Annotated in this window: 14 protein-coding genes, 1 tRNA gene and 1 pseudogene; 8 read left to right on the forward strand and 8 right to left on the reverse strand. The window is 52.1% G+C overall.

The features are described from left to right. Positions 1 to 15: 15 nt before the first annotated feature. The 4 genes from FJ146_13860 (at position 16) to FJ146_13875 (ending at position 3,302) form a co-directional block, all read left to right on the forward strand. On the forward strand, positions 16 to 1,233 hold the full coding sequence (locus FJ146_13860) for a hypothetical protein (GenBank protein ID MBM4253054.1): 1,218 nt from the start codon (positions 16 to 18) through the stop codon (positions 1,231 to 1,233). A gap of 38 nt (positions 1,234 to 1,271) precedes the next feature. Continuing rightward, positions 1,272 to 2,348 (forward strand): S-methyl-5-thioribose-1-phosphate isomerase, encoded by a 1,077-nt coding sequence (mtnA, locus tag FJ146_13865; protein MBM4253055.1) that lies wholly within the window; start codon positions 1,272 to 1,274, stop codon positions 2,346 to 2,348. A 54-nt stretch (positions 2,349 to 2,402) separates the two neighbouring features. Next, positions 2,403 to 2,479, forward strand: a tRNA-Val gene (locus FJ146_13870). Positions 2,480 to 2,804: 325 nt separating this feature from the next. Then, positions 2,805 to 3,302 (forward strand): hypothetical protein, encoded by a 498-nt coding sequence (locus tag FJ146_13875; GenBank protein MBM4253056.1) that lies wholly within the window; start codon positions 2,805 to 2,807, stop codon positions 3,300 to 3,302. Positions 3,303 to 3,407: 105 nt separating this feature from the next. On the opposite strand, the gene FJ146_13880 is transcribed toward FJ146_13875, so the two are convergent. Next, complete coding sequence (locus FJ146_13880) at positions 3,408 to 4,319, reverse strand: 2-oxo acid dehydrogenase (protein ID MBM4253057.1); 912 nt, start codon at positions 4,317 to 4,319, stop codon at positions 3,408 to 3,410. A gap of 178 nt (positions 4,320 to 4,497) precedes the next feature. Here FJ146_13880 and FJ146_13885 point away from each other — a divergent pair, with 178 nt between their 5' ends. Continuing rightward, the gene (locus FJ146_13885) at positions 4,498 to 5,400 is read left to right on the forward strand and encodes a pirin family protein (GenBank protein ID MBM4253058.1); all 903 of its coding nucleotides are present in this window, start codon (positions 4,498 to 4,500) and stop codon (positions 5,398 to 5,400) included. Positions 5,401 to 5,568: 168 nt separating this feature from the next. Here FJ146_13885 and FJ146_13890 read toward each other — a convergent pair whose 3' ends face one another. Together FJ146_13890 and FJ146_13895 are read right to left on the reverse strand one after the other, a co-directional pair. Further along, the gene (locus tag FJ146_13890; GenBank protein MBM4253059.1) at positions 5,569 to 5,883 is read right to left on the reverse strand and encodes a hypothetical protein; all 315 of its coding nucleotides are present in this window, start codon (positions 5,881 to 5,883) and stop codon (positions 5,569 to 5,571) included. Between the two features lie 438 nt (positions 5,884 to 6,321). Continuing rightward, a pseudogene (locus FJ146_13895) lies at positions 6,322 to 6,426 on the reverse strand (DUF2497 domain-containing protein). Positions 6,427 to 7,023: 597 nt separating this feature from the next. Between FJ146_13895 and FJ146_13900 the strand changes: the two are divergent. Next, positions 7,024 to 8,109: a hypothetical protein gene (locus FJ146_13900; GenBank protein ID MBM4253060.1), complete on the forward strand. Its 1,086-nt coding sequence runs from the start codon at positions 7,024 to 7,026 to the stop codon at positions 8,107 to 8,109. Between the two features lie 162 nt (positions 8,110 to 8,271). On the opposite strand, the gene FJ146_13905 is transcribed toward FJ146_13900, so the two are convergent. Together FJ146_13905 and FJ146_13910 are read right to left on the reverse strand one after the other, a co-directional pair. Continuing rightward, positions 8,272 to 10,875, reverse strand: coding sequence for a hypothetical protein (locus tag FJ146_13905; protein MBM4253061.1), 2,604 nt, complete (start codon positions 10,873 to 10,875; stop codon positions 8,272 to 8,274). 42 nt (positions 10,876 to 10,917) lie between these two features. Further along, the gene (locus FJ146_13910; protein ID MBM4253062.1) at positions 10,918 to 15,573 is read right to left on the reverse strand and encodes a hypothetical protein; all 4,656 of its coding nucleotides are present in this window, start codon (positions 15,571 to 15,573) and stop codon (positions 10,918 to 10,920) included. Between the two features lie 704 nt (positions 15,574 to 16,277). Between FJ146_13910 and FJ146_13915 the strand changes: the two genes are divergently transcribed. Then, positions 16,278 to 16,781 carry a hypothetical protein gene (locus FJ146_13915; protein MBM4253063.1) on the forward strand — a complete coding sequence of 168 codons (504 nt, stop codon included), beginning with the start codon at positions 16,278 to 16,280 and terminating at the stop codon, positions 16,779 to 16,781. 69 nt (positions 16,782 to 16,850) lie between these two features. On the opposite strand, the gene FJ146_13920 is transcribed toward FJ146_13915, so the two are convergent. The 3 genes from FJ146_13920 to FJ146_13930 form a co-directional block, all read right to left on the reverse strand. Continuing rightward, positions 16,851 to 17,570, reverse strand: a complete 720-nt coding sequence (locus FJ146_13920) for a nucleotidyl transferase AbiEii/AbiGii toxin family protein (protein MBM4253064.1) — start codon at positions 17,568 to 17,570, stop codon at positions 16,851 to 16,853. A gap of 28 nt (positions 17,571 to 17,598) precedes the next feature. Then, complete coding sequence (locus FJ146_13925; GenBank protein MBM4253065.1) at positions 17,599 to 18,204, reverse strand: hypothetical protein; 606 nt, start codon at positions 18,202 to 18,204, stop codon at positions 17,599 to 17,601. Between the two features lie 218 nt (positions 18,205 to 18,422). Further along, positions 18,423 to 18,803 (reverse strand): ATP-binding protein, encoded by a 381-nt coding sequence (locus tag FJ146_13930; protein ID MBM4253066.1) that lies wholly within the window; start codon positions 18,801 to 18,803, stop codon positions 18,423 to 18,425. 286 nt (positions 18,804 to 19,089) lie between these two features. Here FJ146_13930 and FJ146_13935 point away from each other — a divergent pair, with 286 nt between their 5' ends. Beyond that, a complete protein-coding gene (locus FJ146_13935; protein MBM4253067.1) occupies positions 19,090 to 19,293 on the forward strand; it encodes a hypothetical protein in 204 nt (67 codons plus the stop codon). Positions 19,294 to 19,511: the final 218 nt, after the last annotated feature.

The following is a 19,511-nucleotide window of genomic DNA, read 5'->3' on the forward strand; positions in this document are numbered from 1 at the left end:
TCCAAGGAGACAGCCATGTTTGTCATGAACAAAAAAGTTTTGAGTATGGGCGTGGTCATGGGACTTGGTTCCGCACCACTCGCGGCGCAGAATGCAACTGCTACACTTCCTCCAGGTCTGACTACGCCACCTCCGGCCGAGGCTACGCCGCCCGCGACGGAGCAAGCTGCAGCGCCGCAAACGGCTGCACCAGCAGAGCCTACCGCATCAGCGGCACCTGTTGAACCAGCTGCACCGCCTCCACCACCGCAACCTGTCATGGTGATCGCCGACGGCAGTCCGGTATCGGTTAAAGATGGTGACTTTAAGATTTCACCACCGCAAGGTTGGGAAGTTTACACGCAGCGTCCCGATTTGACGCTACTGGCGCAGCCACCGATGCAAGAGGGAGTGAAGTATCAGCGGACCTTGCAGGTGGCCGCATTCTCTGGTCCACGCTATATCGACGCTGTCACTGCGAAAGAGTTTGAGGAAAAAATTCCCCAGCGTTTCTCCCAAGCTAATCCAGCAATTTATGAATACCGGGTTCGTAACCAAGTGCCGATAGAGCTTAATGATGGGCGCAGGGGCCTTCTATTCTATACCGAGTTTCAGCTCGAAAAAACTGCTCTGATGCAAGCCCACATTCTCGTGTCGTCGACCTCGAGGCATTACTTGGTGACTTTCACCGACGTTGCGGAACACTTCGAGGGCGAGGGAGCCAATCAGTATTTGGCTGAGGCCTGGACTTCGATGGTCTCAACACAATTGGGTACACCAACTCCAGAGCGCTTTTCTAATCTAACGATGGTTGGTTCAGCCATTGGTGGATTGATCGGCATGGTACTCGCCTTTGTTTGGTGGCGGAGGCGGCGCGCTGGACAGCAGTTCCGCGACTTCGCCGACCAAAGTGAATTAAGCGGTCACGGTGTCGCGCCAAATACTAACGTATCTGCAGTGTCGACGATGGCGAGTTCCGTATCCATGCCTTTAGCGACAAGCGTCGTAAGTAAAAGCGGCGTAACGCCAGTGACCGGAGTCAGTCAGGTCAGTATGCCGATGACGGGGCTATCTAACTTCAGCCAGCTCAAAGTTGCCTCGCAGCAGGCATCGGTCATCGACTTCTCGTCGCACGGGGTGGTCAAAAAAGCGGAGAAAAAGCCGAAGGAAAAGCCCAAGGAGCAGACCAAAGACCTTAGCTCCATCGACGACGATGATGACGAAGATCTATTTGACGACGATCTAGCTGTTTAACGGTATAGTGCTGGCTCTAGCGAAAAGGTAGGGCCAGCATGGTTTCTAGTTGCAGATACCAAGAAGGTGTCCTCCACTTATTGGATCAACGGCAGTTGCCTGGTTCAGAAGTTTGGGTGGCATGTACCTCTGTAGATAGCGTAGCGCATGCCATTGAGACGATGGTGGTGCGCGGTGCTCCCGCCATCGCTAATGCTGCTGTCCTGGCTCTCGCAGGCAGTGCGGTGCGGCGGGCTAGAGAGCGGGGGAGCTGGCGCGACGACCTAGGAGTATTTGAGTTGGAGCTGACGCGACTTGGCGCCACGCGCCCCACCGCAGTGAATTTGTTTACGGCACTTAATGTGATGCGCGACCTGGCGGCTAAATTTACACTCGAGACTCCGAGGCATGAAGTCGCTGCTAAACTTGAGGCTGCGGCCCACCGTATCGTTGCTGGGGACGTGTCCACCTGCGAGGCGATTGAACAATATGGCTTAAGTTGGGTGCGGCAGCAGCGCTTCGGTAAGAAGCTAAGGATACTTACCCACTGTAATACGGGCGCCTTAGCTACCGCAGGCTCTGGGACGGCACTTGGCATCATCAGGGCTCTATGGGCTGCGGAGCTTTTATCATTGGTATACGTGGACGAAACCAGGCCATACCTCCAAGGGTCGCGTCTAACCGCCTACGAGTTAGAGCGCGAAGGCATACCATTTAGGCTCAACTGCGACAGTGCTGCTGCTGTCTTGATGCAGAGGGGCGAGGTGGACTTGGTCTGTGTTGGGGCTGACCGCATTGTGGCCAATGGCGATACGGCCAATAAGATTGGTACCTACAACCTGGCTGTTCAGGCCCATTTTCATCAAGTGCCCTTCGTAGTGGCCGCCCCAACGACGACTTTTGACCTGCAGCTAAATGACGGTAAAGCTATAGCCATTGAGGACCGTTCTCCTGAAGAGTTGAGACAGATCGCTGGGATAAGGATCGCCCCGCCAGCTGCCCCCGTCTTCAATCCCAGCTTCGATGTCACTCCTGCAGCGCTTATCACCGCCATCGTTACCGACCGCGGGTGGATTGCACCTGTCAGGGCGACAGAAATTAGAAAAGTTCTGGCCGCTACGGCGGTTTGCAGTTGACAGGACACGGCATGTTCTGGGAAAACCTGGGTCTCACGGAATTTCCGTCAGGACAGGCGTTTAGCTCAGTTGGTTAGAGCACCGCGTTTACACCGCGGGGGTCTACGGTTCAAATCCGTAAACGCCTACCATTTCTCTCCATAAATCTCTCTCTCTCTCTTCAATCCAATGTCATCCAGCGCGGCCCAAGTATAACTAATTGCATTCATTGATGTGGGCTACCTTAGCTGCGGTCATAAGTATAGCGATGTTATGAGATCATCATAATTTCATCGTCGTATTTTATTGAAAATCATCAACCCAACCAATTAATAGTACTGATTAATTTTATTAATTATAATAAAAAGCTTGATTTATTTTTAAAATAATATAAAAACACTTCTGCCTGGTAAGAATGAGTTTAACAACCCCTAGTGAGGACCACCTGTCCTCGAATCAATTGCCTGGAGGCTTCAGATGAAATTAGCAAAATCACTCATCGTCGTGGCTTTGGTTGCTGGCGTTAGCGCGTGCGGCACCAAGAACAGCAGCGAGCAGCCTGTAGCTGCTGACGTTAAAGCAGCTGCGATCCCAGCCGGAACTATCGTTCGCGTTCCTGTTGACGCTAGCGGGAACCCAATCGGTGAGCCCACCATGCGCACCATCTCTGCTGACAAGTCTATCGTTAGCGATGCAGTTGCTCTAGAAGCCGCTTTCGAAAATGGCAAAGACCCAGAGAAGGTCGTTCAGAGTAAGGATGAGCTCAACGGTGATTCTTCGACCCAGTCATGGTGTGGTTGGGGCCGAGGCGGGCTAGGATACGGTTACGGCTACGGATACTACGGCGGATACGGCGCCGGCTACTGGGCAGGCTCCTACTCCCCAATCCTATGGTGGGGCGGTGCGTCTTACGGCTACGGGTACGGCGGATTCGGCGGACTCGGTGGCTATAACTACTACGGCTACTGGCGCTAATTCTAAGCGGTTAATAGCCGCTTGGTAAAGCCGCACAGTTTAGTACGGTTTGGCTGGGAAACTTTCGAGTTTCCCAGCCTTTTAGTTTTTTGCGTCAGCTCGCTATCAAGCGGGAACCGCGACTGCCTGGTGCCCTGAAGCAACCTTGGGTGTAATACCCACGGCTTCGTTGAGAGACTCCTGTAAGCCGCTGAGTTCTGTTTCGGGATCCTCGAAAATCTTGACCATCGCTCGCGATAGCTTCGAGGCATGAACGCCATCGATGAGCCGGTGGTCAAAGGTGACACACAGCGGCACCGTTTTGCCGACGACGAGTTTGCCGTCCTCAACCACGGGTTTATCTTTGATGGCTCCGACCGCCACTAGTAGTGGTACACGGGAATAGGCCACAAGGGGGGCAAACCCAAAATCAAGACCAAGTGATCCAATGTTTGTGATCATGACGCTACCCATCGGGTCTTTAGGTGTACCGAGTAGCGGCGACCAAATGTTGAGTGTGTACTGGATGAAACTTGCTGCATCAAGCACCCATCCCGTGAGCCAACCTGGAATCCGTGCCATCAGAGATTTCATCTGTGAGTACGATTTATCAGAACGATCACGCACCGACGCGATGCGTTTGTTCATCTCAGTGGTCATGGCCGCTAGAGACTTACTCTCAGCCTGACGGACGATAATTCCTGATAGATCCTGTCCCGATTGGTCCGTGGCAACCTGAAAAAAGAGTGTCACATGGCGCCGCCGGTAAATCTTGCCGTATCTAAGTACGCTGTTGATTTCGGGGTGACGCCGCATAGATTCTGCCAGCGCCTTACCAATGAAGTTGGTGATCGTGATGCGTTCCCCGCACTCCTCACTCACGCGACTCATGTATGCCAGGACCTTTTCACACCTAAGTTCCAAAATGCCGTACACACTTGGATCCTTGGGCGTCCGCCAAGTGCCAATGGCAATTTTACGCCACGAGGATTGATGTTTCGGTGGGGTTAGGTCGAGGTGTCGTTCAATCAATGCCACAGCTCATCCTCTAATCTCAAGGGGGTTAACGATTCCTGAACTGAAAGTGGATCAGTGCAAGTTATAGGCCAAGGTATCCGTGCAGAAGTGCATGATATGATGATTCTTGCTAGCGGCTAAATTCTGCAGATTATCGGTGGATCTAAGACCTTAATTCTAACATAAATAGGTTTACAAAATGACTGTCTCCTCGGCTAAGTCGCAAAAGAAGATTGCTCGGATCGTGGCCGCACGGCCAGTGCTCGAAGGTGGTGGTTTTTTGGTTCATCGCCCATTTCCTACTCCTGAACTGATGCAGGTCGATCCTTTTTTGCTTCTCGATGAAATGGGACCAGTCATCTATCCCCCTGGAGGAGCTAAAGGGGCGCCAGACCATCCCCACCGCGGCTTTGAAACGGTGACCTACCTGCTTGCTGGGGAGATGGAGCATCGCGACTCGGCTGGGCATGCCGGCAAGCTCACTCCAGGAGACCTCCAGTGGATGACGGCAGGTGCCGGTGTCGTGCATTCGGAGATGCCGTCGGAGGCCTTTCAAAAGTCGGGCGGCAAGATGCATGGCTTCCAGCTATGGGTCAATTTGGCTGCCAAAGACAAGATGATGGCTCCGCGTTATCAGGAGCTCAGCGCCCAAAGTGTGCCTGTGGTTGACCGCCCTGAAGAAGGGGCTAAGGTCCGCATCTTAGCTGGCGCCTTTGGTGGCGAGACGGCCGCTACGCAGACCACCGAACCCATTCTGTATCTTGATATCGAACTCGCTGCTCAAGGCAGCTTTAAAGTATCTGTGCCCATAGGGCAAACATGTCTTGTTTACTTATTCGAAGGCAAGTGCCACGTCGGTGCCGATGGTGCCGAAGTGCGGGCCCACACGCTGGTCCTCTTTGAGGAGGCCGGTGACCTAATCGTGGCTAAGGCCGCAGCCGGCCCCTGTCGGTTTTTGGTCTTGGCGGCACGCCCGCTCAGAGAACCGGTAGCCCGCCGCGGCCCCTTTGTCATGAATACTGAGGCCGAAATCAGGCAGGCCTTTGTCGATTATCAAGAGGGGCGGTTTGCAACGATTCCCCCACAAGTTAAGAGGAGTTGAGACTGGCCAACTGGCCAGTAACTTACCGATTTTATAGAATTATTAATAAAAGTTATAAAAAAACTTGAAAATTTTAATATAGTTTGATAAAAAGCTTTCCGCCCCTATGGTGTAAAAAATATCCCCTGCAAGGAGAGCCTATATGTTGGTGTCACCACGCAATCCACGTCAGTGCCTCTTGCTACTTTTAGCCCTTGGCGCCTTGACTTCATCGGCCTGCGGTCGCAGTAAAAGTAAACCCGCCGCGGCTCCTGCCCCGACCACTCCAGTTGAGGTCGAGGAAGATGAAGACGAAGATGAAGACGAAGACACCCAGCCGCAGCTACCGGCTGGAGCGAACGACCAGTCGCAAGGACAGGCACCATCGGTGGTGTTCCTGGACGGCGCAGGTCTCCAAGGTAATCCTACTGCTAAATCGGTTAAGTTTACCGTGATCGGATTGCCCGCCGGTACCAGTCCGAGTGATATTAAATTCGAGTGCAAGCTTGCGACTGAGGGGAGCTACGCCCCGTGTAACGGGAATGACACTTACAACTTTAGCAACCTACAGAATGGTACGAGCTACACTCTCGAGGTGCGGGCGACGATCATCTCAACCAACGTCACCCTGCCAGCTGCGAGCATCTCATTCACAGCACAAGGCCAAGCCGACAACGGCAGCAATCAAGCCACTGGTAACGGCACAGGTACAGCACCCCAGGGTGGCGTAGATCCCAACAATCCTAACGGAGCTAATAACGGCTTCGGCGGCCAAAACGGCCAGCCCGGTGGGAATAACGGCTTCGATGGTCAGAACGGCCAGAACGGTCAACCAGGTGCCAACAACGGCTTCGGCGGTCAAAATGGTCAGCCTGGTGGTAATAATGGCTTCGGCGGCGGTCAACCCGGCATGGGCGGTGGCGGCGGCTTCGGCGGCGGTCAACCCGGCATGGGCGGTGGCGGCGGCTTCGGTGGCGGTCAACCTGGCATCGGCGGCGGTGGCTTCGGTGGCGGTCAACCCGGCATCGGCGGCGGTGGCTTCGGTGGCGGTCAACCCGGCATCGGCGGCGGTGGCGTCGGTGGCGGGCCCGGAAGTGGTGGCGGCGGCGGTGGCTTCGGCGGCGGTCCTGGTATCGGTATCGGCGGCGGTGGCTTCGGTGGCCCGGGCATTGGTATCGGTGGAGGCTTCGGCGGCCCTGGAATTGGAATCGGAACGGGAATTGGTTTCGGCCTAGGCGGCGGCCGCGGTGGTCCTTGTATCCGCGGATTAGGTCGACCGATCGGGCGCTGCTAACAGGTCCGGAATCGAAGCGCGCTTCAATCTAAATCACTGCCAACACCCGATTAGCTCACGCTGGTCGGGTGTTGGTCTTTGTTCGCTACTTTTGTGGGCAATAGCTGCAGATCGGTGCGCTAAATCTCATGGTACGGGAGGCTACGCCTTCTGGTTTCCGCCGCTGCTTCCAAGTGCGGAATGTTACGCAAGGCGTCTAATCAGGAAGGTGAACAAAAAGTAGCAAATTTTGCTATTTGTAAAAAATTGATGACTAAATCTAAAGTTATTATCTGAAAATGCCGATACGGATTCTAGTAAAAAACGATGGCAGTGCTTTTGGAAAAGTAAATTTTTAGAGGAGATCCGTAATGATAAACCTTAAGGCTCGCCATGAGCAAATTGATTTTCTCAAACAATTTCGGTCGGTAAAAGCACTTTTGGCGTTAAATTTGGCCGTCGTGAGTGCCACCTCAGGGACGCTCGGAGGCTGCACATCTGGATCTGACGGTGCGGTAAGTGACTTATTAGGGGCCGACGGAGAGATCGCGGCGGAATTTGCGCAATTCTACAGTGGCATGGATTTAGACGATCAGTTTAAGTCCAAATTTAAAGACCTCATCGACAGAGCAGCGACGGACGGTATCGATAAGCTTAGCGATACCATTGTAGTTAAAGGACAACAGCTCACGGGATTTAAAGCCAAGGCCAAAGTTTTATCATCGGCATCCAATTTCGCAGCGGTTGACGGAAAAAAATATACCCTCCGCGACTATTTTAAGAAAAATGGCGTGCTGACTGAGCGTCTAAATGCCAAAGATCTGGGTGTTGGTTTCAACATGCTCCGCCTCATCGGCACTGCTCCAGCCAATTACGATGCCATCATGAAGGCAGTGAGCAAATTTTCCGCTGACCAAGCATTGCGAGGCGCAAGCTCGCTAGTGGTCATGGATGCCTTAATCCAACGCTACGGCCTACCAAAAGGGCTTACGTTACAGTCCGCTGACGGGGAAAAAAGCGGCCTGATGTTAAAATCTGACGACGTAGCTACAGAAGCCATAAAGCAGACTGGAGAACTAGCTAAAACGGTTGTTCAGTCTGGCGAGCATCTACTAAGTAAAGAAAACGCTAATTGCGGCAGTCTCAATAAGACGACCGATGCGAGCTCAGACAAATATAATGAATGGCAGCGTTGTCATGGATTCGGACCGCAGGCTCCTTGGGAGTGTAATGCTGCTGCAGAGAATGATGAAAAATTTGGCGGTGATTCCCCTAAAAAACCAGCGACGATGTGTTCGGGCCTGGGATTCAAATGGAAATGCGTATGCACAGGTAAATCCGACCAGCTCAAAGACTGTAAGTGGCAGCTACCTGAAGAGAACATTCCTCCGCCACCACGAGTCATATTAAACAGCTGCAAGAACGGGTCGACGAATGTCGTCAAACCCCAAGATTGAATCGCATCCTTACCGTCAAATATTTCGACGAGCTTAGCATATCTCAACTCACATGACCTCAACCTCTCGAACCGCCTGGTGCGGACCCGCATGACAGGTGGTCTGGTCTGGTCGGGGCGCAGCTAACCGCTGCGCCCTATGCCGATCAATGATAGTTAGTCGTTACCAGGAAGCTGCGTTCACTTGGCTGCTAAGCAGATACATGGGCACCCCACCATCTGATTGTCCAAGAAAACCATCTTTACTTTGGCTGGTAATGATTAACCTGGAGTATGCGTCCACAGTCGATGCTAGACCCAGAGTTGGAAAATTTGCCACCCCAGATTGACGAGCGCTTTTCTCGTTGCCATTCTGATCGTAATTGACTGCAAAAACGTCAGTCGTTCCAGTAGCCACACCACCATTGAGACCACCAGCCGTCTCGCCGACCACTACAACGCCTTGGTTGCCGTTGATTGCTAGAGATTTTGGAACGGTAATCACACCAGCCGCCCCCCTTTGTCGACTCCAAATCTTAGTCCCATTTCCATCAAGCTTCAAAAGTACAAAATCTGTGGCACCTTGCTTGGGATTACCGTCAAAACTAGTTGTAGTTTCGCCAGCGATATAAATATTTCCGTCTGGAGATATCCCAGCCCCTCTTAAAACAGCCGCGCTGCCGCTGGCCCCAAAAGTTTTTGTCCAGGCTTTAGTTCCGCTGGCGTCGTATCGCGTGATGAAAAAATCGGCACTACCAATGCGGACGTTACCGTCTAAAGAACCATAGGTAGTGCCTATGATAAAAATATTATTGGATGCATCCGTGATTATGTGTGCCGCTGACGTCGTGAATCCACTGGTACCAATCATTCTGGTCCAGAGCTTATTGCCATTTGCGTCGAATTTAACCAAATAAGCATCATAGCTCCCTGTGCGCGACACACCATCTAAGTTGCCGTTAGTTCTGCCAGTCACATAAACATTACCGCTAGAATCAGACCCGACCGCAAAACAGTAAGTGATCGAAGCTGATACCCCCATCTGCCGGCTCCAGAGTTTACTGCCCGATTTATCGTATTTGACCACTAGCAGGTCAAAGGTTCCTGTAAGTGTGTTACCGTCCACAGCGGTATCGGTGTACCCAGCAATCAAAATATTTTCCTGCGGGTCTTTGGCTACACCAAGCATGTATAGGACTTTCCCAGCAGCGGCCCCAAGCTGCCTTATCCACTGCCTTCTACCCCATCGATCAAATTTAACGAGCATCAGGTCCGCAAAGCTAGAAAGATTGAAGCCCGGTAAACTTCCAGTAGTATACCCTCCGACATAGATATTGCCCTCTGCATCAGTCACAACACCGCGAGGATCAGTTTTTCTTGGCGCAATAAAGCCTCGCTGTATCGTCCTAAGTCTATTGCCGGATGAATCATACTGTATTGCGAGTAAATCTAGCGATCCCGTCAACGTATTGCCATTGAGTCCTGTATTCACGTATCCGAATAAATAGGACTCGGAATTACTTGCTGCAACGGCTACGCCGTAGGAATCCTTGCCTGATGCACCATTCACTCGTGTCCAAAGTCGGTTGCCATTCCCGTCGTACTTAACGATGTAAGCATCACGCGTACCAATCTGAGCGTTTCCATCTATCCCACCGCCTGTGCTATAGCCGCTTATGTAGGCCTCCCCTGATGGGGTCGCTGAAACTCCGTAGGTGTATAAAGACGAACCAAAATTTCCAATTTGCTGCATCCACTGTAAAGTTCCAGCGCTATTGTATTTAATGGTCAGGGTATCCTGAACACCGGCCATGGCAACCCCAGCCACTACACCGGTTGTCTCGCCCGTGATATATACATTTGAGGACGAATCAGTTGCGATGGCTCTTGCTGCTGCCCCGCCAGAATTTGGTCCGTTTAGTCGGGTCCACTGTCTGTTGCCTGCTCCGTCATATTTGGTCACAAAGAACGCATACGAACCGGATTTTGTCACGCCGTCCAAATTACCATTGGTCCAGCCGGTGAGATAAAAATTGCCATTCGGATCAATGGCTGCTGCAGTCCCCATAGTTGCACTTCCTGCTAATCCAATATGCTTAGCCCACAGCGCGTTACCACTACCGTCAAATTTTGCTATAAAGCCGTCCTGGGTTGTGCCAATCATGGCGGCGCCCTGAATTGACGCAGAAGTATCCCCACCAATAAATACGTTGCCGCTGCTATCCACGCCAACACCGTAAGCTCTAGTAGTTGCTCCAGAGGTGGCGCCGATCTGCCGTGTCCATAATTTGGTGCCAGTAGAGTCAAATTTTGTCACAAAGGCATCGGTAGTTCCAAGTCGCACGTTTCCATCTATACTCCCCGTCGTAAAGCCAGCGATGTAAACATTAAAATTTGAATCGATATAAATATGCCTAGGTGATGCGGTGTAAGACAAGTGGCGTGGACCAATTAATCTGGTCCAAATTAGATTGAATCCGCTGTCATATTTTGAAATAAATGCATCAAGATTACTGCCAATGACTTGTCCGTCCATATCGGCATTAGTCTCACCGGCTACATAATAGTTGCCATTTGTGTCACGAGTTATGAATCGTCCGTAAACCGACGATGGACCGACACCGTTGAGCAAAAGCGCCCAGGTCCTAGCCATGCCGGTTGTCGACCAACCGAATCCGTTGTAGTAACCAGCAGCGATTAGGCCGGGTGATCGTAACAATAAAAAAATCATGACAGCTGCGGCAATAAATCCCGCTACTTTAGTTTTTATTAAAAACCCAGCCCTCATGACTTCTCGCTTGTCACCAAATTTGGTTTTTCAATCTCGCAATCAGAATCCACTCATCCAACTAATGAGACAAGTCGCAACCCCCGAAATACTTATCTTCATGATCGAATAGGTACTATATTTACCGCTAATAGTTGGACCGTTGTCAGGAATAAATCTAGCATCTGTACAACCTGAAAACGCGTAGGTCCTCGCTACACCATCTGTAATCACCAGCGTGTAAGACCCCCCGTCAACCATGTTACTTAGTGCGATGGTCGAACTTCCCACACTTGAGAGAACCTGCACGTTACCATTTGCAAAATCGACTGCATTGCCACTCGCCACCGTAGCCTGCACGGACGCAATGGATCCACTCACCTGCAGCCTTGCCCCTGGTGACGCAAGGCCTATCCCAGCATTTCCCGCACCATCGATTACTAGTCGATTCGCAGCAGCCGTGGCATCCCAAATAGCGAATTTGCCTGCACCGGCGCCGTTTGCAGAGCCATAACTACCGAGTATCCAGTCACCCCCACCTGCCGACGTGTTCTTCAACCGCATGGAAGTATCGCTAGTGCTCGATGACTCAAGGCTGAGAGTCTTAGTTGGAGTTGTGGTGCCGACACCTATATTGCCGCTCGTTGTTATATTCCCGGAGGTGCTCATAGCCGTGCTGCCACCGATAGTGCCAGACATGATCGCTGATCCTGAAACTTTACCAGCAGTGCTGATGGTAGCTAACTTAGTGTCACTAATTGCAGCCGATGCCGAAATATCAGCGTCTACAATTTGACCGTCTGTGATGTCTCCAGACCCGATACTCGACAGCGTTGCCAGATTGCCTAGGCCTAGGCTAGCGCGGCCAGTAGCGGCAACCAGCCCCGTCGCTCCACCATCCCATTTGAGCCGATCGGTAAAAGCAGAGTCCCAGTTAGCAGAATTGTCAGTGATGGTGGTCCATGTGTCGGCAGCGGTGCGTTTTGCCAATCCATTGGTGGTAAGTGATTCGAGCGCATTAAGGTCGTTACCTAGCTCCAGAACGATGTTGCCAGAACTTGTCACCGGACTACCACCACTAACTATGATGCCTGCCGCAGGGGCCGTGATTCCAACACTGGTCACCGTGCCAGCAAGCGGGGTGGACCAAGTTGCAAGGCCGTCAGCGTCACTCGTCAGTACTTTGCCTGCACCAGGTGCACCACCGCTGATCTTGACCGTTCCATTGACGTCCAATTTTGCGGCTGGGGCTGTTGTTCCGATACCGACGTTGCCGGTAGAACTGATCCTCATCTTCTCTGAAAGCGCACCACCGCTTGATTGGGCCTTAGTCGAGAAGGTCAAGTGAGCTGAAAGAAGTGTGTCGTCTATTGATTGAATCCGGGCTTCAATCGGCTGGGTTTGCGCTGAAGGACCGACGCGGAAATCAATTGACCCTCCAGCGCCGCCATTGACGCCGAGATTGGTGATGCTAAGGCGAGGCCCTAGTGCGCCACTTGCAGTGCTGGACACATCAAGGATCGAACTTGGAGCCGTCGTCCCAATCCCGACGTTGCCAGTCCCTGTTGGTAGTAGTGCTATTGATGTGTTGGCGCTTACACCTTCCAACGTAACCAAGCCAGAAGCACCATAGCTGAGCTGGCCGTTGGACAAAGCCGAACCATAACGCAACACCCCTGCAACATCGAGCTTCGCGCCTGGCGTAGCAGTTCCTATCCCGACGTTACCGCCCGAATAGACAAAGTTAGCATCGCCAGTAAGAAGGCCTCCGCTATTGTATTGGATCTGGTTGGCCGCCCCAGCAGCCGCCGCAGTTGGAGTTGCCCAAGTACCATCACCACGTAAAAACTTGACGTTATCGGTGGCAGCAGGCCCCGGTACGGCGCCAGCAGTACCTGCAGCGGTTCCATTCGCACCACCCATGGTTGGCAGGTCTCCGGCGACTAGAGAACGGAAAGTTGGTGCACCGGTACCATTGGTCGGCCCAGCAAACACATAGTTGGCAGTTGTGGTCACTGCGCCAGTACCGCCATTGGCGACGCCGAGGACGCCAGAATTGATCAGAGATGCACTATGTGCGGGGATATCACTCTCTGTGAGTGCTGCCCAGACCGGAGCATTGGCGACACTGCCAGTTCCGGTACTTGATAAGAACTGCCTGGCGGTTGATTGATTGCCTGCGAGCCGTGTATCCGCACCACTAGCTCCCGCATATAAAATGTCACCGATTGTAGTCAGTGGCGATAATGCATCGAAAGCAGTCGATGCCGTAGTCGCTCCGGTACCACCGTTAGCTATGGCCACCGTACCGGTAACGTTCGTGGCGTTTCCGTTTAAATTCGCTGAGATTGTGCCGGCAGCGAAGTTACCCGAGGCATCACGCTTCACAATCGTTGAGGCCGTGCTAGCACTTGTCGCGGCCAAGGTATCGTTGATTGAGGTGGCGATTGCGGTAGATGTCTTGCCGCCGACTGTCGCGACGGTAGGGTTAGGGAAGTTGCCACCTAGGTCACCACCGGCAGCGCCGGTGGGAACTAAACCAGACACCCAACTCAATGTTCCTGTACCGTTGGTGGAGAGCACCTGGCCTGCAGTACCGTCCGTACCTGGGAGCTCCCAGGTGAGCTGAGAGGCAAGCGTGTCAGGTGCTTTGAAGGCGACATAGTTGGTGTTGTCTTTATCGGTTAGTACTAGTTTATTTGCGTTTGTGCTGTTGCCCTGTACCGTGATGCTTCCTTGAGATGTCACCGTTGATGCCGTGAGTGCTCCGGTAACTGCACTACCAGTCGTATTGATGGTCGTAGAGCCACCGATGCTCGAGGCGCCGTTGATTGCCGCTCCGGTCAGAGTCTTGTTGCTTAATGTCTCTGTCGCGTCGCGAGTGACCACGGTACCGGAGATCGGAAATGTGGCTGCAGAGTTTACGCCGGTACCACCGTTAGCAGCACTCAATTGACCAGTCGTGATCTTGCTCGCATCGAGATTAGGAATGTCAGCGCTTTCGAGCGCCTCGCCGCTGACCACCTGACCGCTAGCATTGGTAACAACCTTGGCGTAGGTACCGGCGTTACCAACAGTCGCAAGGCTCACGGTAACGGTCCCACTCGCAGGCGAGACTGCGATGCCGGTGCCTGCAGTAACGCTGTTTACTTTGTTAGAGAACGCTGTGTAGTCAGTGTTAGAAATGAGCCCTGCGGTCACACTAACACCACTAGAGGCCATGGGGATATTGAGCGTGTGGACGGTGCCAACTGGGGTGAATCCTAGAGTTGTCCCGCTGGTGCTCGTGCCAAAACTCTGCGTGCTTGCAGTGACACCACCCAGCTCAGTCAGTCCTGCTCCCGAGATGCCGAGGGCTTTAGCCGTCGCTCCATCCCAGTACTTAATCTCGTTGGTCGAAGTGTTAAACCAGGTTTTCCCTTTATCCGGAGAACTCGCTCCACCGCCAATTAGCGTCCCCAGCATGAGCGATTCTGATGCATTATCAAATCGCCCTAGACCGAAAGTTTTGTCTGACGCCAGTCTCAAGTTACCGACATTGGCGAGGGCGTTTCCATTCATGTCGATAGCACCTGACACGGTATCGCCAGCTCTATTGAGTGGTGTGTAGCCTAAAGTATTTTGCTTCGCGTTAAACGCCGACCAGTCAGTGGATGAGAGATATCCGTCCGCTGTGTCTGTCGCCAGAGGGATTTTATTCGCAGGTAGTGCCGGTATTTCACTTGCTGAGATTGTGTCGACGGTGATGACTGCGCCGTTTGAGCTTTGTTTTAAGAACTGCCCTGTCCCGCCCGTTCCGCTGAGGTCAGATCCCGTGCCACCGCTTGCAAGTGGCAGCACTCCAGTAACAGCGGATGTGCTAGCGAGATTTAAGGCGCCAAATGACGGCACACCACCAGCCGTTGGTACTCTCAACACCTGGTCAGCACCGCCTGCTGCAGTGGTGAGCAGATTATTCGCACCGTTACCGAGGACGACACCGTTTGATGTGAAATTGGTGGCGCCGCTACCACCGCTCGCAACACCGAGAGTGCCGATCACTTCAGTCGCCAGGTTGATGTTGCCCGATGCTGCCGCTGGTAAGCTTGCCGCTACCCACTTGCCGCTCTTGTAAGTAAGTACTTGGTTCGCCGTGGGCGCCGCACCTGCCTCGGTTTTAGCTGTTAGGTTGGCGGAACTCAGGTCGTCCCACTTCACGCCTCCAGCGCCGTTGCTGACGAGCACGCTACCTGATGCTGCGTCTTTCACACCATTGATTCCTAGCCTGCCGCTCGTGGTGTCAAACCCAACGCTCCTATTATCAACAGGGACACGCATAGCGAGCGGGATGTAGTTAAACTTCTGCCGTGGATAGGTCTTATCTCCCGTCGAGATTTCGATATAGACAGGCTCGCTGCCGTCTCGGAATATTTCCTGTACCTGCGTGGCCATAAACGGGAAGTACAGGGTGAAGACGCCTTGGCTCAGAAATACACTGGCAAACTCGAAGGTCTGCCCGAGCTTAGTCCCATCGAATTCTGCCGTCCAAAACGTCGCCTCCATGGCGACTGGCCCCACTTTGGGGGCACCAGAGGATTCCGTGAGCCTTCCCGAGTACGTCATTGGTAGACTGCCGGCTCCCTGCGCCTGGGCTGCAGTCGTCATGCCGATGCTAATCAGAGCCGCCAGCACTGCCAGTGCTCCAGTAGTCGCGGAGGTTTTTAAACCCCGGATGCCCAATGCGCGCCCCCTCAGTCAAGCGGACTGATCAATAGTTACCTAGACCAGTCGGCCTCGAGGGGATCCGTCTTTAGGATTATTTTTGGTTACATCACCACCGGGCCGAAAAGGCGATGATTCCGGCAAGATGGATGACGCTGTTTCGACTGCCAGGAAGTCAGGGTAGGTGCCATTTTATGGGTGCAATTTGATGCCACGTCTCGTTTTTGAAAACCTAAACGAATTCAGATGCTTGAAAACATTGAGCCCTCGTTTCTTAGTGACTTTTACTAGGCACAAGTAGCTCGCTAAAGAGTAAAGCATATAAATTTAGTTACTTGCGACTTACAACGAAGTTAGAGAATCCGTCTCTACCGGATCAGTGTTTCGATCCCAGGCGGTAAGTCGGAAGGTACTTTCAGCCGGGGCTGCGCTATCTGGTTGGTGATAATGCTGAAGATATTAGGTATTCCAATGGAGTTTAGTGACGGTAGACTCGTCGAGCATCTTTCTCATCAATGCCATCTCCCGACACCGCCATTTCCCAAGCGTGTTCGCTTTATAAATATTAATACTAAAGTTTTTTAAGAAAATGCCGATAAATGAGGCAACTAGTTCGGTTGTAGGAAAAATACGTAGACATTATTTACGTAGGTACGTCCAGTTATTTCTGGGACTTAAGAGTTTTGACATCAAAATTGGCGGCGACTAAAGGAGATTCTATCGTGAGCGTCAAGAAATTTACTGGTGGCCTCGTGAACCAGGCATTCAACTGTTTAATCCGAGGCATCACGGGTTTGGGGCTAACCCTGTTCGTGGCAGCATGTGGAAAAACAACAACCTTATTTGACCGCTACGGGAGGCAAGCTCCGTCGCCCCTCGAGACCACTCAAAGTTTGGTAGGTACGACCTGGAGTCAAAAAGGTGCATCAGAGGCATTTTTTTTTATTAACCGTAGTTCCGTAGAAGGATCCGATGGCTGCAACGGATTTGGACAAGAAGAAGAGAATGAAGGAGAAGCATATTTCATTTTTGCCCCTGATGGGACAATCAAGCAGAATGCGTCATTCTTTTCTACGCTGATGGCGTGCGATCCTTGGCCTCAAGGCTTGTCGTCTTACCCATGTTCGGACTGGAAGTCCTATCGGCTTTACGGCGGTAAACTATCGATCACAACTGCTGACGGATCAATTCACACGTTTACACAGCGGTATTCATCGCCCATGTGAGCTTTAGTCCCACTTCCGGTGCTGCGACTAAACTTTAAACCCCAAAATTAGCGGCGATCATCCTAGCTCCTACTGATAGATTGGAGAACGCCGGAGTTCCCCAACTAATTCTCTCATTTGTACTTGAAAGACAGAAAACAGCCCTTCTAGCTTTGCTCGTGGCATTAGTGGACTAAGTTGCTCAAGAAATATGAGTTCAGTAGCCTGATTAACAGCTACATCGAGTTGACGAAGAAACTCGTCCATAGTCATCGATTTAGTCTTTTTCAAAGTGGGAAGTCGGCTGTTGATACTCCTCAGTCTGCTTTTCAGAACGTCGGCGTTGGGCATTGTTTTGACATTCACATACCAGTAGTAACAGTCGTAAAGGTCTCTCATCAGCCTGCGCTCGTTCCAGGCTGCGAGCTTATGGGCAAAAGCTACATCGTTTGACATGACGCGGATAATGCGCGGGAGCGCACCCACCTTTTGAGCCAGCAGCTGGGTGGTTAGAGTTGTCGAAGGCATGCTTTCGGCTACGTTATATTCAATCTGAATCTCTGCTCTGCCTGCTCTCACAAGGTAGCGTCCAGAATTGGAGTGGAACGATTTCCGAATTAATGCTCCTGGTATTTTAGCGAGTATTCTGTCGACACCTGGCTCAATTTCTTTTTTCGAGGCAAATGGGCTGAAAACATAGTCGAGATCATTAGTCGCTCTGTCGCTGCTGAGCAGCATGAGTTGCATACCCCCCTTCAATAGAGCGTGGTCCCTGAATTCTTCAGCAAACTGATGGATAATCCAAAGCATGAGAACGTCGTTTGATATCTGGTCTCGCTCAGGTAGCTGCACACATCATCCCCTTGGCAAATTCGACGAACTTAGGATTTTTGTATTGTTGAAGGTAGAGCAGAAACTTTTCCTGGTTGATATATCCCCAATTAACATCGTTATAGACGTCAAAAGGAAATTGAATACCGTGCTGATGAAAATATAGGGTGTCCAGGAGTGCCTTCTCAGGCGTCGCTTTGCGAATTCCTCGAATTGTTTCGTAGCCGAAAAGAAGATGATCAACTGATCCCAGATGCCTTACTGTCCAGGACGGTCCAACGTATGTTTTGGATCGCCCTAGTTTGAAGGCATCGATCTGATTCCTGGGCAAAATGCCGATGATCAGATGTTCCGCCAGTATGTTTCCGAAGCTAACGTAGGACTCCGGACATATTTTTTGGCTCAACACCTGCGCGTCAAATTGCTGAGTGACATAGATTCCCTTTATGAACCTATGCAATGTGCCGGCGCTCTCTAAATGTGCGATCCGACGATACGTGGCAGTCTTGTGCGACTCGGCGAATAAGGTCGCTAATTCGGAGAATAGGAACACCCCGCCCAAAGTCGGGCTGTATTTCTGAATTAAGATACTGTCTTCAATGAACTTTTTCATAGGCATACTAAGTATACAGATGTGTGTACTTTATGTACATATAAATTTATATGCGTGGCTAGTACACGATTTTGTGATTTATCAGTGCTTTTGAATTATACCATTAATATTAGGTAGATCGAGCCTCCGCCGATAATTGCGGCGGTGATGGCAAGACCAAGGTCTTACAAGAGCCCAAACACCCAAAGCGGGATGATGCGAGGATCTGCGGAGAATTCTCAAGTATCCCGGACTACATAGGAATGCTCTTCGTTCTTGATTTGCCGTTTGCCTTTGCGCGGACCGCCCACTTCGAACGTGTAAGGACCAACAGCAAAGTCAGCCTGTCCCGGATGCAGACTGACCTGGTGGTGGCTTAGTGCCATACTGGTCAGGAAGAAAGTCTCGCGTATCGATCCTAAATCGGGTTTTAGTTCGGCATATGCATAATAGAGAGCCGTGTTGCCGAGATAAAACTTTTCAAGTTTACGTAGAGACTTTAGTGTGTAGCGGTCGAGGCTGCGGATGATTCCAGCATCCTGTAGGCATGCAAGGTAGTGCTTGTTGGTAGGACATTCAACCCCCATTGCCCCAGCACCCGGGCTTGCTTCCTGCTCCAACCTTCCCTCCTCCGCAACCCACTGTGTGCCTAAATGGCAGGATTTCTCTGTATCGGTGTCTGTTGCTGCCACCTTGACCAGGAGCAATCTCCGCAATGGTCCGTAGCATCTGCCACCCAGGCAATAGGGCGCCCCAGCCCATGAGCTAACTGGACTCCACCTCGTCATCCAGCACATGCCTCGCTTAGCTCAGGTGTTCACTCGACCAGTCATCAGACTCAAAGTGGAACTCCCCCTGCTCGCAGCGCGGCGGTGCGCGGGGAGGCGGGTCGTAGTCCAGGCCCCTATGTTTCAGATAGCGTCTGGCTTGCATGGGGTCGGTTACGGCGCAGACCTTGACGAGATTGCCGCCACATTGAGCGCACGTGGTGACGGCGGACGTGAGCGTCAGGTGTTGAGCATTACTAAACAGCTTGACGATTGGCGGGCTGCCATCGCGTTTGCGAGGTCGCTGCCTGAGGTGGATCCAGAGTGCATTTGTATCTGGTGATCGTCCTTAGGTGGTGGCCAAGTTCTAACCATCGCGGCTGAAGACCACCGTCTACGTGCCGCCATTGCGCAAGTTCCTCACATCAGCGGCTGATGGTAGGACAATCAACCCCCATTGCCCCAGCACCCGGGTTTGCTTCCCGGGCCAACCTGTCCTCCTCCGCAACCCACTCTCTGCCTAAATGGCAGGATTTCTCTGTACCAGGCGCCTTTGTGGCC

Source organism: Deltaproteobacteria bacterium (genome assembly GCA_016874735.1).
GTDB lineage: Bacteria > Bdellovibrionota_B > Oligoflexia > Oligoflexales > CAIYRB01 > CAIYRB01.